We start from the raw sequence: 15,062 nt of genomic DNA, 5'->3' as shown, positions 1-15,062 counted from the left end.
TTTCTCACATATACCTGTCAATTAATCAACATTATGCACCAAGTAAGCTTTGACCACAGACGCGAACCGTGTTGCCATTTAGACCGCCAGAGGCAGGTGAAGCGAACCATGCAATAGTTTCAGCCACATCTACTGGCAGGCCGCCTTGGCTCATTGAATTCATGCGGCGACCAGCTTCACGAATAGCAAATGGAATGGCTTCTGTCATTTGGGTTTCGATGAAACCAGGAGCGACTGCATTGATCGTCATGCCTTTAGCATTGTCTTCTAATTGCTTGGCAGTTGCGTTAACCAAACCAATCACACCAGCTTTAGAAGTGGCATAGTTGGTCTGACCCATGTTGCCAGCGATACCTGAAATTGACGACACACATACGATACGTGCGTTTTCTTTCAGTACGTCATTGTCCAACAAGTAGCGGTTCAATCTAGCGATACTGCCCAAGTTGATATCGATGACCATGTTCCACTTTTTCTCATCCATCTTAGCCAACGTCTTATCACGAGTCACGCCAGCATTATGGATGATTGAATCTAGGCCACCACGTTTTTGGGCAGCGTCAGCGATTTCTGCCCCAGCATCTTCACTAGTGATATCTACTGTCAAAGCAGAGCCGCTGATTTCGCTAGCAACTTTTTGTAGGTCAGCTTGCTGCTGTGGTACATCTAGACAGATAACATGAGCCCCTTCACGAGCCAATACACGAGCGATAGCTTCGCCAATACCGCGACTTGCGCCAGTCACTAGCATAGTCTTGCCGCCCAAAGGCTGGTTCCAGTCAACATCGACTGAGCTGCCTTTACTGACGCGTACTACTTGTCCTGATACATAAGCTGAACGAGCTGAGGTAAAAAAGCGTAAGGTTGAATCTAGGTTTTGCTCTGCGCCTTCTTCAACATAAATCAGCTGCGCTGTGATACCGCGTTTAAACTCTTTGCCCACTGACTTCACAAAACCTTCAAGCGAGCGTTGAGCCATTGCAGATTCAATATCCGTGATGTTCTCTGGCGTACGACCAACCACAACCACACGGCCTGATTTTTCTACGCGGCGTGCAACTGTATGGAAAAACTCATAAAGCTCTTTTAGCTGTTCAGCATTGCTGATATTACTGGCATCAAAAAGCAGTACTTTGAATTGATCGTCGCCGCCCGTGTTGGCTTTTGCCTCTACGCCTGCATCAGCAAGTGCGTCTTTGATGTCATCGCTGCTGTTTACATATACTTCGGCATGAACGTCTGACAGGATACGGGCCACAGACTCACTGACACTCTTGTCATCACCAGTAGCACGGCCAACCAATACACTACCACGCACCAAACGCTCGCCGCTTTCGAAACGATCAAGCGTCGTTGGCATCGGCAAACCTAAGTTTTTTGCTACTTTTTTGCCAATAGAAGATTGAACAAAATCACCATAACGGTCTGACATAATATAATCCTTATAATTAATGATTCGTATAATAATAAAAAATGCAATGAATCTATTATATAGAGACATTGACATCGTAATTATTTAAATTTAGTAAATCGCCTCAAAACTAGCCTAACTATACACTTCCCTTATAAACAAGTCCAAAAACAGATAATGTCTACAACAATCTGTAAACAAGTCAGTATACAAGCCAGTCGTTTTTAGCAGCATTAAGCGCCACTATAACATGTTAAAATCTGACCTATAGGTTATGGCATACTTAATTATTGATAACAATATATTATCAAACGTACTGTTATGCAATGCTAATATTTCTTACTAGCCAGTCTATTAGAGCGATGCGTCATGGTCATGAATCTACTACCGACCTCATACAAGCGTCACATAGTTTGCTAAAGAGATACATTAAGTGAATAAAAACGCCTTATGATAAACAGCTGTACTGCGTAATAAATGATAATATTTGCTTGTATAAAATAACTTAACTATTTTTTATTATTACCTATCACTTTTTACTTCTACCCATACTTTTTAAGGATAATATTATGAGTAATAAAAACAATCATCCAGATAGCCCTGTTGTTGAAAGTACAGTTGTTAAAGCAACGGATACAAAATCAGATACAGCAAAAAAAGAAAACGCTGCAAAAAGCACCTCGACTAAAGATACTAGCGCTAAAGAAACTGCTAGTAAAAAAGTGGTCGATGAAAAAGTGGAAACCACTGCTGCTAAAAAACCTGCTCCAGCTAAAAAAGCCAGCGCGAGCAAACCAGCTTCAAACCTAAACCGTGTTGCTATTTTAGGTGGTAACCGTATTCCATTCGCGCGCTCAAATGGATCATACGCTGATGTTAGCAACACAGATATGCTAACAGCTGCATTGGACGGTTTAGTTGAGCGTTATAACCTGCAAGGCGAAACAGTAGGTGAAGTGGTATCTGGCGCAGTCATGAAACTTAGCCGTGATATCAACCTTACTCGTGAAGCCACATTAAATACCGCGCTAAACCCACATACGCCAACTTATGATATCTCACAAGCTTGCGGTACTGGCTTACAAGCGACATTTGCTTCTGCTAACAAGATTGCACTTGGTCTGATCGATTCGGCAATCACTGGTGGTGTAGATACTACTTCTGACGCTCCTATCGCTGTCGGCGATGGCTTACGTAAAGTACTGATCAAACTTGGTGCAGCAAAAGACAACAAGCAACGTCTAAAAGCACTAATGGGTCTCAATCCAAAAGACTTAATCGACTCACCACAAAACGGTGAGCCACGTACTGGCCTATCAATGGGCGATCATCAAGCGATTACCACGCTTGAGTGGAATATCAGCCGTGAAGCGCAGGATGAGCTTGCATTTAACAGTCATCAAAACCTAGCACGCGCTTATGACGAAGGTTTCTTTGACGACTTGATCACGCCATACAAAGGCCTGACTCGTGATAACAACTTGCGTCCAGATACTACATTAGAAAAACTGGGCAAATTAAAGCCAGTTTTTGGTAGAAAAAATGCCAATCCAACGATGACAGCTGCCAACTCTACGCCGCTTACTGATGGTGCTTCTTGTGTACTACTAGGTACTGATGAGTGGGCAAAAGAGCACGGTCTAAAACCACTTGCTTATATCGTCCATCAAGAAACTGCAGCGGTAGATTTCATTGGTAAATCTGGTACTACAGAAGGCTTACTAATGGCACCAGCTTATGCGGTACCACGTATGCTTGAGCGCGCTGGTCTGACTCTACAAGACTTTGATTTTTATGAGATTCATGAAGCCTTTGCTTCACAAGTACTATCAACCTTAGCTGCTTGGGAAGATGAGAAATTCTGTGAAGAGCGCTTAGGCTTAGATGCCCCGCTAGGTTCTATCGATCGTAGCAAATTAAACGTAAACGGTTCATCACTAGCGGCAGGTCATCCATTTGCGGCAACTGGTGGTCGTGTTTTAGCCACTGCTGCTAAATTATTGGATCAAAAAGGTTCGGGCCGTGCACTTATTTCTATCTGTGCAGCAGGTGGTCAAGGCGTGACTTGTATCCTAGAAAAATAAGCTTGGTCACTTTTAAGTGAAAAAGATACGCTGACTTATTATTTTAATCAGTACATATCTATCAATAAAAAAATGCCCTTTAATTTATTTAAAGGGCATTTTTTATTGTCTGTACTTTGCTATGATAGAAACGACCTAGATAGTAGCCTCTTAAAAAAGCCGATACGCAAAACAAAGGTAATATTTATGGGTAAGACAAAAATTTTATTAAGAAAAATGAGGCAAGTCATTTTTGGCTCTGAAAAACTGGTGATGACAGAACCGCTTGCAACCGCTGATTTTCAATCTCTAACGTCTGAGGAGGATCTAGATCGGTACCATCAGGAACAAGCCATTCTTACTGAACGCATCGAAAAAGACATTCTTGATGATGATTTACGTCGAAAAATGCACCAAGACTTAATCGATACGTATGATGAAGAACTAGAAAATGAAATAGATGACTATGCACGTGACTTTCGTTTTAACGGACGTGAGATGAGCGAGCAAGAAAAACTGGATCGACGCACCTACTTTCAAGAGTTGGTACGACTACAACGAGAACTGATAAAACTACAAGATTGGGTAGTTGATCGCGGTGAACGTATTGTCGTTATTTTTGAAGGGCGGGATTCTGCTGGTAAAGGTGGTGCCATTAAACGCATTACCCAACGATTAAACCCACGCGTGTGCAGGGTAGCTGCCCTGCCGGCTCCCACTGAGCGTGAGCAAACGCAGTGGTACTTCCAACGTTACGTGGCCCACTTGCCTGCAGCAGGCGAAATCGTATTGTTTGACCGTAGTTGGTACAACCGCGGAGGCGTTGAGCGTGTTATGGGGTTTTGTACTGACGCGCAATATGAAGAATTTTTTCAATCAGTACCAGAGTTTGAGCGTATGCTCGTACGCTCAGGCATTCGCTTAGTAAAATACTGGTTTTCTATCACTGATGATGAGCAACATGCACGATTTATGAGCCGAATATATGATCCGCTTAAGCAGTGGAAACTCTCACCAATGGACCTACAGTCGCGCCGACGTTGGGAGGATTATACCAAGGCCAAAGAGACCATGTTCGAGCGTACTCATATCCCTGAAGCGCCATGGTGGGTGGTCGAAGGCAATAACAAAAAGCGTGCGAGGCTAAACTGTATTGCTCATCTGCTTGAGCAGATCCCTTATAAAGAGGTGCCGCGCGATGAAGTAGAACTGCCCGAACGTAAGCGCGACGATGAGTATTATCGTGAGCCGATTCCAGATGATATGTATGTACCACCGCGTTATTAACCTGTCTTTTTGCTTTACTTAGTCGTACTCAATCCAGTACTATCTTACTCAAAAAAAATGCCACCTTATATCTAAGGCGGCATTTTTTATCACATTATTTTTTTGAAACTCATTATTATTTCAACAGATAAGCGTGCGGATAGATATAGTCAAGGAATTTTAGAATCGCTACAAGGCGACCGACCGCAGATAGTACACTAAGTACATCTAGGGCGGGTAACACCGTAGCGGTTTAAAAGTGCTCTGACTATATACATGCTACATAGTATAAGTAGACTGTAAACTGTCAATCTTACCAGCCAATAAACGCTCGACTTCGTTTTTAATTCTTTGGCCTGCGATATCAGTGCCAATCTGCACGGCAAAACCGGCTGGACGACCGCTTTGGGCTTTAGAATTAATCCATACCACCTTACCATTCATCGGTAAGCGCTCACTAGAATTGGGCAAAGTCACCGCAATAAACACCTCATCGCCCAGCTTTTGCACGCGGTCAGAGGGAATAAATAATGCCCCATTACTGACAAATGACAAATAGCTGGCATATAACATTTCGATACTTTCATAATGACAGGTTAAAATCCCGCCACGTCCTGGCATTGCCATAGTCAGCTTCCTTCATCAACTGGGTTTAGTATGTTTATATAAATAATTGATAGTTTATAGTTAAGAACAATTGCAAATTTTCGAACACTAACTAAGCGTTAAAGCATGGCTCTATAAGCCTGCCAACTCTTGCATTAGCTTATCATAGGCAAATTTTTCTTGCACATTTTGTTGCAGTGCGATTTTGGTCTGCTGCACGCTGTTGGCAAATGCCTCTAACCCGCTATCGGTAGGATGATAAGTCGCCAATATCGTTGATAGATTGACATCCTTTTGTAGTTCACTCAGCCCCAAACAGACACGGCGTATATCAAGGAGCATCAGCTCAGATAACTGTATAAACTCTTTAATATTAAGCTGACCTTGCCAATAATCACTTGCAGCCACACCACTACGTTTACCACTACGTAGCGCCTGCCATGTAGTCAACCATAGGCTGCGCTTGCTATACCATGGTGCTTGCGCTAAGGCGATAGCAGCTAACGGCGCACCATTGGCTAGTTGTATTAACTGCTCAATCGCAGCGTTACCAACGGCTTCGCGGTTAATCGTGTGACCTAGTGCCTGCCTCATATAATCGACAGCAACAGTCTGCTCAATTGTCTGTAATGCTAACTGTTGCACACGACTCTTAATCGTTGGCAATAGCTGAGCAGGCGTATCACTAATCAAAAACAGATGCACCTGCGCTTGCGGTTCTTCCAATGTTTTAAGCAGCGCATTGGCAGCGGCTACTGTCATTTTTTCAGCGTGATCTAACACACAGATACGCATTCCTTGCCCGCCTTGATAAATAAAAGGCTGCAAAGCACGAATATCATCTACTTTGATCTTAAGAGCACTATTGCTAGTAGCTTTAGCGCCTTTTTTATCTTTTACGCTATTTGATTTTTCTTGAAGCGCATCGCTTTCGGCACTGATAGGCATACTAACGAGTGGTAATACTTGCAAGCTCGGATGAGTTCCCGACTTGAGCCATTGACAGCTCTCACATACTTCGCAAGCACCTAGTGGGTTTGTACCACGCTCACGGCATAATAGCCAAGCGACCAATCGCCATACAAAGGCGCGTTTGCCCATACCTTGCATACCAGCAGCGAGCAATGCATGCGGCAAAGACTGCTGCTTAAGTACGCGCTCGGTCAACTGTAACCACAATACTTTTTGCCATGGCAATAGTGGCGCAAAATACATACGGTCTGTGTTATCTAGTGCGTCCATATTTCCTGTCAAATTATTCATGGTTATGGCTCTGTCACATTGATTAGGTACTTTAGGTATAGCCATGATAACAATACTTTAGCGTTGTATGAAGCTTAGAATCGTATGCAACTTTGCTCAGACTATTACTTAGTAGGGTTGTGAAAGTTATCTAAGCTCATCGCGTTTAGACGGTCTAAATCTTCTTGTGTATCGACACCCGCTGGTAACTGACAGGCGGCTTCTGCGATAGCGATATGCTGACCATTTTCTAAAACACGTAATTGCTCTAGACTTTCGAGTATCTCAAGTGGCGTTTGTGGCCAGTTTACGAACTGCTGTAATAGACTGACACGATAAGCGTATAAACCCAAATGACGATAGGCGTTCTTTGGTGGTTGCATCTGGTTATTATCAGCCAATACAACATCACGATCACAAGGAATCGGTGCGCGGCTAAAATAGAGCGCACGCTGTAAGTTATTAGCAGATTGGCTGACTACTTTTACTACCGATGGCCGCTGGAACGTATCATAGTCATCGATAGGCTCACAGAGTGTGGCCATCACGCTATCATCATCCGCTACCAAGAGCGCCTGTACTTGTTCCAAAAGCAATGGCGGTACAAGGGGTTCATCGCCTTGCATGTTCACCACAATATCATGCTCAGCCCAACCTTTGATAGCTGCTACCTCTGCCAAGCGATCCGTACCTGAAGCATGCTCGCTACTGGTCATAACCACATCAAAACCTGCATCGGTGCAAACTTTTGCAATTTGCTCATCATCGGTCGCTATACACATGTCATCAGCAAAACTTGCTGTCTGCGCTTTTTCTGCTACCCAAAGTATCATTGGCTTACCATGAATAGTTAGCAATGGCTTACCAGGTAGTCTCGTACTTTTAAAACGTGCAGGAATCACGATATGGGTTTTGGCAGGTGTGGTGGCGAACGACATGGCGTATTCCTATAAAAATTATACGGCGATTTAAAATATTAACTGATATTTATAATGAGGCTGAGGTGTTCATATCATGGTCGATACGAACCCCTAGTGCCTTTAGTTGCGCATCTAGATTATGATAACTATTCTCAGATAATACAGCCGTCACTGGCAACACCCATAGTCTGCTGACAAGTTCTAAATACTTATCACTGAGTGCTTGTGTCGCTGTATAGTCCGCCAATAATGCGCTGATTTTTACCGCATCTTTACTGGTTACGATGATAGGATAATCACCATATTGTAAAAGCTCAGCCAAACTAAAATCATAATGGTCAGGGTAAGGATGGCCTATGACCTCAAAGCCAATAGATTCTAAGGTATCAAAAAACCGCTGCGGATAGCCGATACCACTAACAGCATGGACGCGGCTATTATTAGTAGGCTTCACACTATTTAGTTGAGCTTCACTCGATGTAGAATTCCATAAGTGTTGCAACTCATCAGCTTGCAAATGCATGATCAAACGGTCAGCAGACTGTATCTTATTACCACTTCTAGAAGTCTGAGTTAAATCTGTACTTGGTTTTTCATGATATATAACATTTGCACCCTCTAATCGTGACATCGGCTCACGCAAAAAACCTGTTGGTAATAGCTGCTTATTGCCAAACCCACGAGCGGCATCTACCACAATCCATTCGATATCACGCTGTAGTGCATAATGCTGCAAACCATCATCTGCAATAATCAATTGCAAATTAGGATCTGCCTTTAACAGAGTAGCAATCGCTTGTTGGCGATTGGGACACACTGCCATAGCAGCGCCTGTCATATGAGCAATCAAACACGGCTCATCCCCTACTACATGGGGCAAACTGGTAGCACTAACTAATGCAGGCATTTGACTCGTATCACCGCCATACCCGCGACTGATTACCCCTACTTCTACGCCTTTTTTTTGTAAGTAGTTGACCAGAGCAATAATCAGCGGCGTCTTACCACTACCGCCAACACTGATATTACCAATGACCATCACGGGAATAGGTGCTCGATAGCTTGATAATAGCCCAGCCTTATAAGCTTGACGACGCAATAAGGTAATGAAACCGTATAACCAACTGATAGGCAGCAACAACCACAACCAAACAGCTTGACGTTGCCATGCGCGGGTGATTATCGTCTCAATACTCATTAATCAATATCGCTTATCTTATTGGTTCATGGCTGCGTGAAAATTGGCTAAAAACTTCTAAACTGACTACTCGAAATCTCGAGCATACATTTGCGCATAGTGGCCTTGCAGTTGCATTAGCTCATTGTGCGTTCCTAACTCAACAATCTGGCCGCCATCCATCACAGCAATACGATCCGCTGATTCGATAGTCGTCAGGCGATGGGCAATGACCAATGTGGTACGGTCTTTCATCACATTATCGAGCGCTTGCTGGATATAATACTCAGACTCATTATCAAGCGCGCTGGTGGCTTCATCTAAAATTAGAATCGGTGCATCTTTTAGTAGCGCGCGAGCAATCGATAATCGCTGACGCTGACCGCCTGATAATTGCAACCCTTCAGCACCAATTTCACTCTGGTAGCCATTTGGCATCTTCATTATGAAGTCATGAGCAAAGGCATCTTTTGCGGCACGCTCAACGTCGGACTGACTTTTATTCGCTAAGCTACCATAAGCAATGTTGTTAAACACTGTCGTATTGAACAGCACCACTTGCTGATTGACCATCGCAATTTGAGCACGTAGGCTCTCTAGTTTGATATCTTCGATTGGTATACCATCTAAAGTAATTTGTCCTGCAGAAGTTGATAAGGTGCGTGTCAATAGATTTACTAAAGATGATTTACCAGCACCACTACGCCCTACCAGTGCAACGGTTTCTCCTGCACGTATATCTAACGTAAAGTCGCGCAGTGCCACTGTCGAATCCGGATAGATTAGACTGACATTATCGAGTTTCATCTCACCCGTTAGGGCTGAGCTGATCACACCAGTGTCTTTTTCTTCTGGCTCATCTAGTAGGGCAAAAATCGATTCACCAGCCGCAATACCTTTTTGCAGCTTTTGATTAATATCCGTTAATGAACGAACGGGTTTACTGAGCAATCCTGCGGCTGCGATATAAGCGATAAATTCGCCAGCTGATATATTGTCTATCACTGCTGGACGCAGGGCAAGCCATACCACAACTGACATTGCCATCGCCATCAGTAGCTGTACTGCTGGTGTATTGATACTATTAGTCACGACCACTTTCATGCCTTGGCGCAGGTTCTTTTTAGATATTTTGTCAAAACGTTCAGCTTCGTATGCTTGTCCACCATAGTTTTTCACCACCTGATAGCCACCAATAACTTCGTTGGTCACGTGACTGACATCACCCATTGTTTCCTGAATCCCCTTAGATAATCTGAGATAACGCTTAGATGCTATGCGAATGAGCCACAGTATCGGTGGCAGTACGAGGAATAGAATCAATGTCAAACGCCAATTGCTATAAAGCAAGAAACCAATCAACCCAATAACAGTCAAGCCATCACGTAACAAGGTTTTCATTGAGTCTGTACTGGCCGCTGTGACCTGTTCAACGTCGAATATCAGCTTTGATGAGATAGTACCTGCTGGATTGGCAAGATAAAATGAGCTTGGCAAGCGCAGCAGCTTATTAAAAACTTCTACTCGTAGCTCATAAACCAGATTTCGTGAAATCAAAGCAGAATAGTAATTACCCAAAAAGCTACCCACACCGCGAACTAAAAAAAGCATAATAATTAGAACGGGAAACCAATCCCTTTTACTCTGATCACTTTGCTTGATCGCATCAGTAATATATTGCAATAACTTCGCTGTCCCAATCTCGGTCGATGCATTAATAGCAAAGCCTATAATAGTCAACAGCAATGCCCACCAGTAAGGTTTTAAATACCTTAATAGACGTAGTAAAGTCTTATGCTTGGGCGTAGTCGATGGTTCCGCTGATGATTTCTTAGCAGACGTTTTTGGGTCAGATTGATATGTTTGGCTCATAAAAGCCTCAATTTGGGTATCATGATATGAATAAACTGCATTCAAAGCACAGTTTTATAGGAGTATTTATGACACTAATATAGCCATATATTATTGCGGTAATGGTTGACCAAGTGGCACAACTGTACTGATATTAAGGTTCAAAAACCCTAGTTTTCCTGCGACATCCATTACTCGCACAACAGACTGATGAGTAGCGTTAGCATCGGCAGCAATCACAAATAGCATATCACGATTACCACCTGCTTCTTGCTGTAGCATACTGATCAATTCAGCCTCATTGCTACTAGCAAGTGTAATGCCGTTGACCAAATAGCTACCATCTTCTTGCACAGCTACTTCAATGCTGTTGTTTTTTTCTGTCAACGCGACACCTTCAGCTTCAGGAAGAATAATATTTAAACGACTAAAGTGATTGAATGAGGTAGCAAGTAATAAAAAAACAATTAAAAACAGTAAACAATCAATCATCGGTGTCAGATTAATTTCAAGCGGTTCAACCGTTGGTTTTCTAAAACGCATATCAATCTCTTTAATTCATCTACCATTTATGGGCTTAAGACTTTTATTCTTTGCAACCGCATTGACTACACTGCCGCTATGCTAGTCTTATCCGAATCCAACGCACCGAATGAACGTTCTTGCACAATACTATCTTCTATTGACGTACGGCTAGAAGATGTAGATGGCTGCGTACTAGCAAGCAAGTGATAATCATACAGCTCTTGAATCATAAGACCTGCTTGAGTCTCAAACTGAGCATTAATATCAATGATACGGCGCTGAAAATAACGATAAGCAACCAGCGCAGGGATAGCAACAATCATACCAGCAGCGGTAGTAATTAGTGCCTGTGATACACCAGCGGCTAGCATCGTCGGATCTTGCATGGCGCCATCGGTAATCGCCAAAAATGACGATATGATCCCTAGTACCGTACCTAATAGGCCAAGTAACGGCGCTATCGCACCGATAGTGCCTAACATATTGATGTTTTTTTCTAATTGATGAACTTGTACACTGGCACGATTTTGCATGTGCATCGTCATCGACTCTAGCCCGTGCTGACGGTAAAGCAAACCCGTTGCCAAGATATCGCCAAGCGCCGTCTTTTCTTTTACATTCATCAATTGTGTGCGGCCAATATCGCCATTTTCACGTAAACGAGTTATTAGCTGTTCGCGCAACCTGCTAGGAGCGACTTTGTTAAACTGTAGCGTATGGCTACGTTCAATAATGATAACTAATGCCAATATAGAACAGACCACGATAGGTGTCATTAGCCAGCCACCTGCTTTTACCAACTCCCACATATCTACTCTCTTCCGTATTTTTGCAAAAATAGTTGTTCAGAGGCGACTTAGCATTTGAATAGATATGGCTAACTCGCAAATGTTATTAAGCTTGAGCTTCTATATGTTTAATCAACGCAGCCAATTGATCTTGATTGTGGAAAAATATCTCAACACTACCTTGACCATCTTTTTTATGCTTTAGTTTGACTTCAGCACCAAGCATGTCTGTTAATCTCTGGGTTAAACGCTCTACATCACGAGATTGCGCTTGTTCAGCACGATTGATTTTGGGCGCTGGCTGCAAGATGGATTTGACCAATTTTTCTGCTTCTCGCACGGTCATACCGCCATCGATAATCTTTTGCGCGATGATAGGTTGCTGTTCAGAGGACAATGCTAAAAGTGTACGAGCATGACCCATATCTAGCGCACTGTTGGCTAAATGGTCTTTTACTGTATCATGCAGCTGATTTAAACGAAGTAGATTCGATACTGTCGTACGCGCCTTGCCAACGACTTCAGCGATCATGGCATGACTCATACCAAATTCGGTATGAAAACGCTGCAATGCTGCTGCCTGCTCAATCACTGACAAGTCTTCGCGCTGAATATTTTCAATCAGTGCTAATGCAATTGCCAACTCATCAGATAAGGCGCGCTCAATCGCAGGGATAACCGCTTTTCCTGCCATTTTTGCTGCGCGCCAGCGGCGTTCACCAGCGATAATTTCGTGAGTGACAAATGCTTCACTCTTATCTTCGTTTGCCAATAGCGGGCGGATAACGATAGGCTGCATCACGCCATGCTGCTCGATAGAAGACGCCAATTCTGCAAGTGCCGTCTCACTCATATCTCGACGAGGCTGGTACTTACCTGCTTGCAAACGTGTGACATCAATCTGCACAAGGCTAATCTGGTCTTCGGTTGCGCTCGTATCTGCACTATTGCCGCGCGATTTGTTGAGCGACGCCTTGCTGGTAGCACGAGATGAACGTGGCGCGCGAGTGCTATTCTCACTAGCAGTATCGTTATCAGTAATCTTCGCAGATGATTTTTTACTGGCTTTTGTTGGAGTGATATCAGGCGCTATATCTGTGGATACAGTATCTATAGGCGCATTAGTATCTACAGGCACATTAATATCTGGCGCAGCATTTTCACGCGCCACCATGTCGTCTTGCAAGGCAGAGGCGGTAATTTGCTTTTCTTTTTTGATTGACCCTAATAAGGCATCTAAGCCCCGATTAGCAGCCAACCCTCTTTTCTTCGCCATGATTACCTATCCTCTAACGCTAAAATAAAAGCCAATTGATTAATGATGCGGCTTACTAAATACAATGTTAAGTATTCTATACTTATACTATTCATTCACTGTCTTGATCAGTGACGCTTTTTATCTAAAAATTCTTTGTAAGAACTTTAGATAAAAACTAGCTGCTTTGCTTCATCACTTCAGCGGCCAACTTTTGATACGCGCGCGCGCCTTTTGACCATCTCTCATACGCAATAACTGGTAAGCCGTGCGCAGGGGCTTCTGCCAAGCGAATATTCCTTGGAATATGAGTCTTGTACATGATATCGCCAAAATGCGCTTCTAGCTCAGTAGAGACATCACGAGCAAGCGTATTACGCGCATCAAATAGCGTTCTGACCACACCGCGAATATACAGCTTAGGGTTCAACTCTGTAAGACGTTCAATCGTTTGTGATAAGTCAGCCAACCCTTCTAGTGCATAATACTCACACTGCATAGGGATAATCACACTGTCCGTAGCCACCAACGCATTAATCGTCAATAGATTCAAACTAGGCGCACAATCGATAATCACATAATCGTATGGCTGTTTTTGTGTGGATACCTGATCGTTAACCAATTCGGCCATCGCAGTTTTGAACAGCTCATGACTATCGGTCTTGCTCATTAAGGTAATATCCATGCCAGCCAAATCGCGATTGGCACCGATGACATCGAATCCAGCAGGACTGGTAACAATTGCTTCAGACAACGCGACGCCATCTAGCAAAACGTCCGCTATGGTAAGATCTAACTCATTTTTGTCAACACCTGTACCACTGGTCGCATTACCTTGTGGGTCTAAGTCAATCAGCAGTACATGCTTGCGTTTAGCAGCCAAGCTGGCGGTCAAATTTACTGCCGTTGTGGTTTTACCCACACCGCCTTTTTGATTCGCAATTGCTATGATTTCCATACACTCACTCAATTTTATTAGGGTCTATTACTTTTGACTCGGTTGGTACGATTATTTTTGTTCAATCTTGTACAGCGACACTCGCTCAGTATTTAAAAACAAGCAATTCATGGTCTAAAATACTCAGTTTACGGTCGAGTATTTTAAATGCTTTTAAATACTATGTCATTTAGATACAGACGTAAACTGTGTTTCACAAAAAACCGTACCTGTTTCATGACTGCGAAGTATTTATGGCTTAGCTATCTTTGGCAGACATTTCAATTAAATGACGACTGTCGTGTAAACGTGGCACCGTCAGTTTAATAGTTTTGATATGCCAATCACTATCAAGTGCTTGCAGCTCTTCTTCACTCGGCACTTTACCTTTCATAGCACATAAGAAGCCGCCATCTGCTAATCTTGGCTGCGCTACTTCTACAAAATCTATCAAACTGGCAAACGCTCGCGATGTCACCACCGCATAGCTTGCTTCATGCGCTTCAATACGCGATGCGATCGGCTGCATATTACTCAAACCAAGCTCGCTGCTGATTTGCTTAATAAAACGAATTTTCTTCTGATTGCTGTCAAGCGCAGTACACTGGCGCTCAGGCTGACAAATGGCAATAATAACTGCCGGCAACCCTGCTCCCGTGCCGATATCTAGCAACGATCCGGCGGGTAAATGCGTTATAATAGACAGACAATCTATCACATGCTTGATCAGCGCTTCTTCTGGATCAGTGATCGCGGTCAGATTATACGCTTTATTCCATAATAAAAGCTGGTCTAAGTACAATAATAACGTGCGCTGCTGCGTTTCACTTAACGGCAGACCTAGCTCATTTATCGCTTGCGCCAAGATATTAGCCAGCTTTGGCAATTGCGAACCAAGCTTTACGAAACCAGCCGGATCAATATTAGTATTACCCATACTAGCAGACGATGAAGAGTTTTTAGCGGAAGCTGACATACAACGAGTTATCCAGTTTTGACTTGTGAACCGTTTATTTTATCA

Annotated in this window: 13 protein-coding genes; 2 read left to right on the top strand and 11 right to left on the bottom strand. The window is 43.2% G+C overall.

Features of this window, described 5'->3' with window-relative positions:
• Window positions 1-31: 31 nt before the first annotated feature.
• A complete protein-coding gene (locus CXF62_RS13315) occupies window positions 32-1,432 on the bottom strand; it encodes a 3-oxoacyl-ACP reductase (protein ID WP_102090944.1) in 1,401 nt (466 codons plus the stop codon).
• A gap of 548 nt (window positions 1,433-1,980) precedes the next feature.
• Between CXF62_RS13315 and CXF62_RS13310 the strand changes: the two genes are divergently transcribed.
• Both CXF62_RS13310 and ppk2 read left to right on the top strand, forming a co-directional pair.
• The gene (locus tag CXF62_RS13310) at window positions 1,981-3,495 is read left to right on the top strand and encodes an acetyl-CoA C-acetyltransferase (protein WP_102094751.1); all 1,515 of its coding nucleotides are present in this window, start codon (window positions 1,981-1,983) and stop codon (window positions 3,493-3,495) included.
• 186 nt (window positions 3,496-3,681) lie between these two features.
• Entirely contained in the window at window positions 3,682-4,761 is a 1,080-nt protein-coding gene (ppk2, locus tag CXF62_RS13305) for a polyphosphate kinase 2 (protein ID WP_228153250.1), read from the top strand.
• A 258-nt stretch (window positions 4,762-5,019) separates the two neighbouring features.
• On the opposite strand, the gene CXF62_RS13300 is transcribed toward ppk2, so the two are convergent.
• The 10 genes from CXF62_RS13300 to rsmG all read right to left on the bottom strand — a co-directional run bounded on the left by CXF62_RS13300 (window position 5,020) and on the right by rsmG (window position 15,017).
• On the bottom strand, window positions 5,020-5,367 hold the full coding sequence (locus CXF62_RS13300) for a PilZ domain-containing protein (RefSeq protein ID WP_102094750.1): 348 nt from the start codon (window positions 5,365-5,367) through the stop codon (window positions 5,020-5,022).
• Between the two features lie 111 nt (window positions 5,368-5,478).
• On the bottom strand, window positions 5,479-6,609 hold the full coding sequence (locus tag CXF62_RS13295; RefSeq protein ID WP_102094749.1) for a DNA polymerase III subunit delta': 1,131 nt from the start codon (window positions 6,607-6,609) through the stop codon (window positions 5,479-5,481).
• 104 nt (window positions 6,610-6,713) lie between these two features.
• Complete coding sequence (gene kdsB / locus CXF62_RS13290) at window positions 6,714-7,526, bottom strand: 3-deoxy-manno-octulosonate cytidylyltransferase (RefSeq protein WP_102094748.1); 813 nt, start codon at window positions 7,524-7,526, stop codon at window positions 6,714-6,716.
• A gap of 49 nt (window positions 7,527-7,575) precedes the next feature.
• Window positions 7,576-8,706 carry a tetraacyldisaccharide 4'-kinase gene (gene lpxK / locus CXF62_RS13285; RefSeq protein WP_102094747.1) on the bottom strand — a complete coding sequence of 377 codons (1,131 nt, stop codon included), beginning with the start codon at window positions 8,704-8,706 and terminating at the stop codon, window positions 7,576-7,578.
• 66 nt (window positions 8,707-8,772) lie between these two features.
• On the bottom strand, window positions 8,773-10,557 hold the full coding sequence (gene msbA / locus CXF62_RS13280) for a lipid A export permease/ATP-binding protein MsbA (protein ID WP_102094746.1): 1,785 nt from the start codon (window positions 10,555-10,557) through the stop codon (window positions 8,773-8,775).
• Window positions 10,558-10,647: 90 nt separating this feature from the next.
• Complete coding sequence (locus tag CXF62_RS13275) at window positions 10,648-11,079, bottom strand: ExbD/TolR family protein (RefSeq protein ID WP_102094745.1); 432 nt, start codon at window positions 11,077-11,079, stop codon at window positions 10,648-10,650.
• A gap of 65 nt (window positions 11,080-11,144) precedes the next feature.
• Entirely contained in the window at window positions 11,145-11,870 is a 726-nt protein-coding gene (locus tag CXF62_RS13270; RefSeq protein ID WP_102094744.1) for a MotA/TolQ/ExbB proton channel family protein, read from the bottom strand.
• 85 nt (window positions 11,871-11,955) lie between these two features.
• The gene (locus tag CXF62_RS13265; protein ID WP_102094743.1) at window positions 11,956-13,125 is read right to left on the bottom strand and encodes a ParB/RepB/Spo0J family partition protein; all 1,170 of its coding nucleotides are present in this window, start codon (window positions 13,123-13,125) and stop codon (window positions 11,956-11,958) included.
• Window positions 13,126-13,282: 157 nt separating this feature from the next.
• Window positions 13,283-14,062: a ParA family protein gene (locus CXF62_RS13260; RefSeq protein ID WP_102078567.1), complete on the bottom strand. Its 780-nt coding sequence runs from the start codon at window positions 14,060-14,062 to the stop codon at window positions 13,283-13,285.
• A gap of 238 nt (window positions 14,063-14,300) precedes the next feature.
• Window positions 14,301-15,017 carry a 16S rRNA (guanine(527)-N(7))-methyltransferase RsmG gene (gene rsmG / locus CXF62_RS13255; protein ID WP_102094742.1) on the bottom strand — a complete coding sequence of 239 codons (717 nt, stop codon included), beginning with the start codon at window positions 15,015-15,017 and terminating at the stop codon, window positions 14,301-14,303.
• Window positions 15,018-15,062: the final 45 nt, after the last annotated feature.

The sequence above is a fragment of the Psychrobacter sp. MES7-P7E genome, assembly GCF_002863645.1.
Lineage (GTDB): Bacteria > Pseudomonadota > Gammaproteobacteria > Pseudomonadales > Moraxellaceae > Psychrobacter.
Note: the sequence above shows the minus strand (reverse complement) of the source record. Positions and strands in the feature narration are given on the sequence as shown.

What these genes read in the sequence shown, in the direction of transcription:
- CXF62_RS13310 (WP_102094751.1), top strand. Translation starts at nt 1,981, where the DNA reads ATGAGTAATAAAAACAATCATCCAGATAGCCCTGTTGTTGAAAGTACA.
- CXF62_RS13275 (WP_102094745.1), bottom strand. Translation starts at nt 11,079, where the DNA reads ATGCGTTTTAGAAAACCAACGGTTGAACCGCTTGAAATTAATCTGACA.
- CXF62_RS13315 (WP_102090944.1), bottom strand. Translation starts at nt 1,432, where the DNA reads ATGTCAGACCGTTATGGTGATTTTGTTCAATCTTCTATTGGCAAAAAA.
- CXF62_RS13260 (WP_102078567.1), bottom strand. Translation starts at nt 14,062, where the DNA reads ATGGAAATCATAGCAATTGCGAATCAAAAAGGCGGTGTGGGTAAAACC.
- CXF62_RS13265 (WP_102094743.1), bottom strand. Translation starts at nt 13,125, where the DNA reads ATGGCGAAGAAAAGAGGGTTGGCTGCTAATCGGGGCTTAGATGCCTTA.
- CXF62_RS13300 (WP_102094750.1), bottom strand. Translation starts at nt 5,367, where the DNA reads ATGGCAATGCCAGGACGTGGCGGGATTTTAACCTGTCATTATGAAAGT.
- CXF62_RS13295 (WP_102094749.1), bottom strand. Translation starts at nt 6,609, where the DNA reads ATGAATAATTTGACAGGAAATATGGACGCACTAGATAACACAGACCGT.
- kdsB (WP_102094748.1), bottom strand. Translation starts at nt 7,526, where the DNA reads ATGTCGTTCGCCACCACACCTGCCAAAACCCATATCGTGATTCCTGCA.
- CXF62_RS13270 (WP_102094744.1), bottom strand. Translation starts at nt 11,870, where the DNA reads ATGTGGGAGTTGGTAAAAGCAGGTGGCTGGCTAATGACACCTATCGTG.
- ppk2 (WP_228153250.1), top strand. Translation starts at nt 3,682, where the DNA reads ATGGGTAAGACAAAAATTTTATTAAGAAAAATGAGGCAAGTCATTTTT.
- rsmG (WP_102094742.1), bottom strand. Translation starts at nt 15,017, where the DNA reads ATGTCAGCTTCCGCTAAAAACTCTTCATCGTCTGCTAGTATGGGTAAT.
- msbA (WP_102094746.1), bottom strand. Translation starts at nt 10,557, where the DNA reads ATGAGCCAAACATATCAATCTGACCCAAAAACGTCTGCTAAGAAATCA.
- lpxK (WP_102094747.1), bottom strand. Translation starts at nt 8,706, where the DNA reads ATGAGTATTGAGACGATAATCACCCGCGCATGGCAACGTCAAGCTGTT.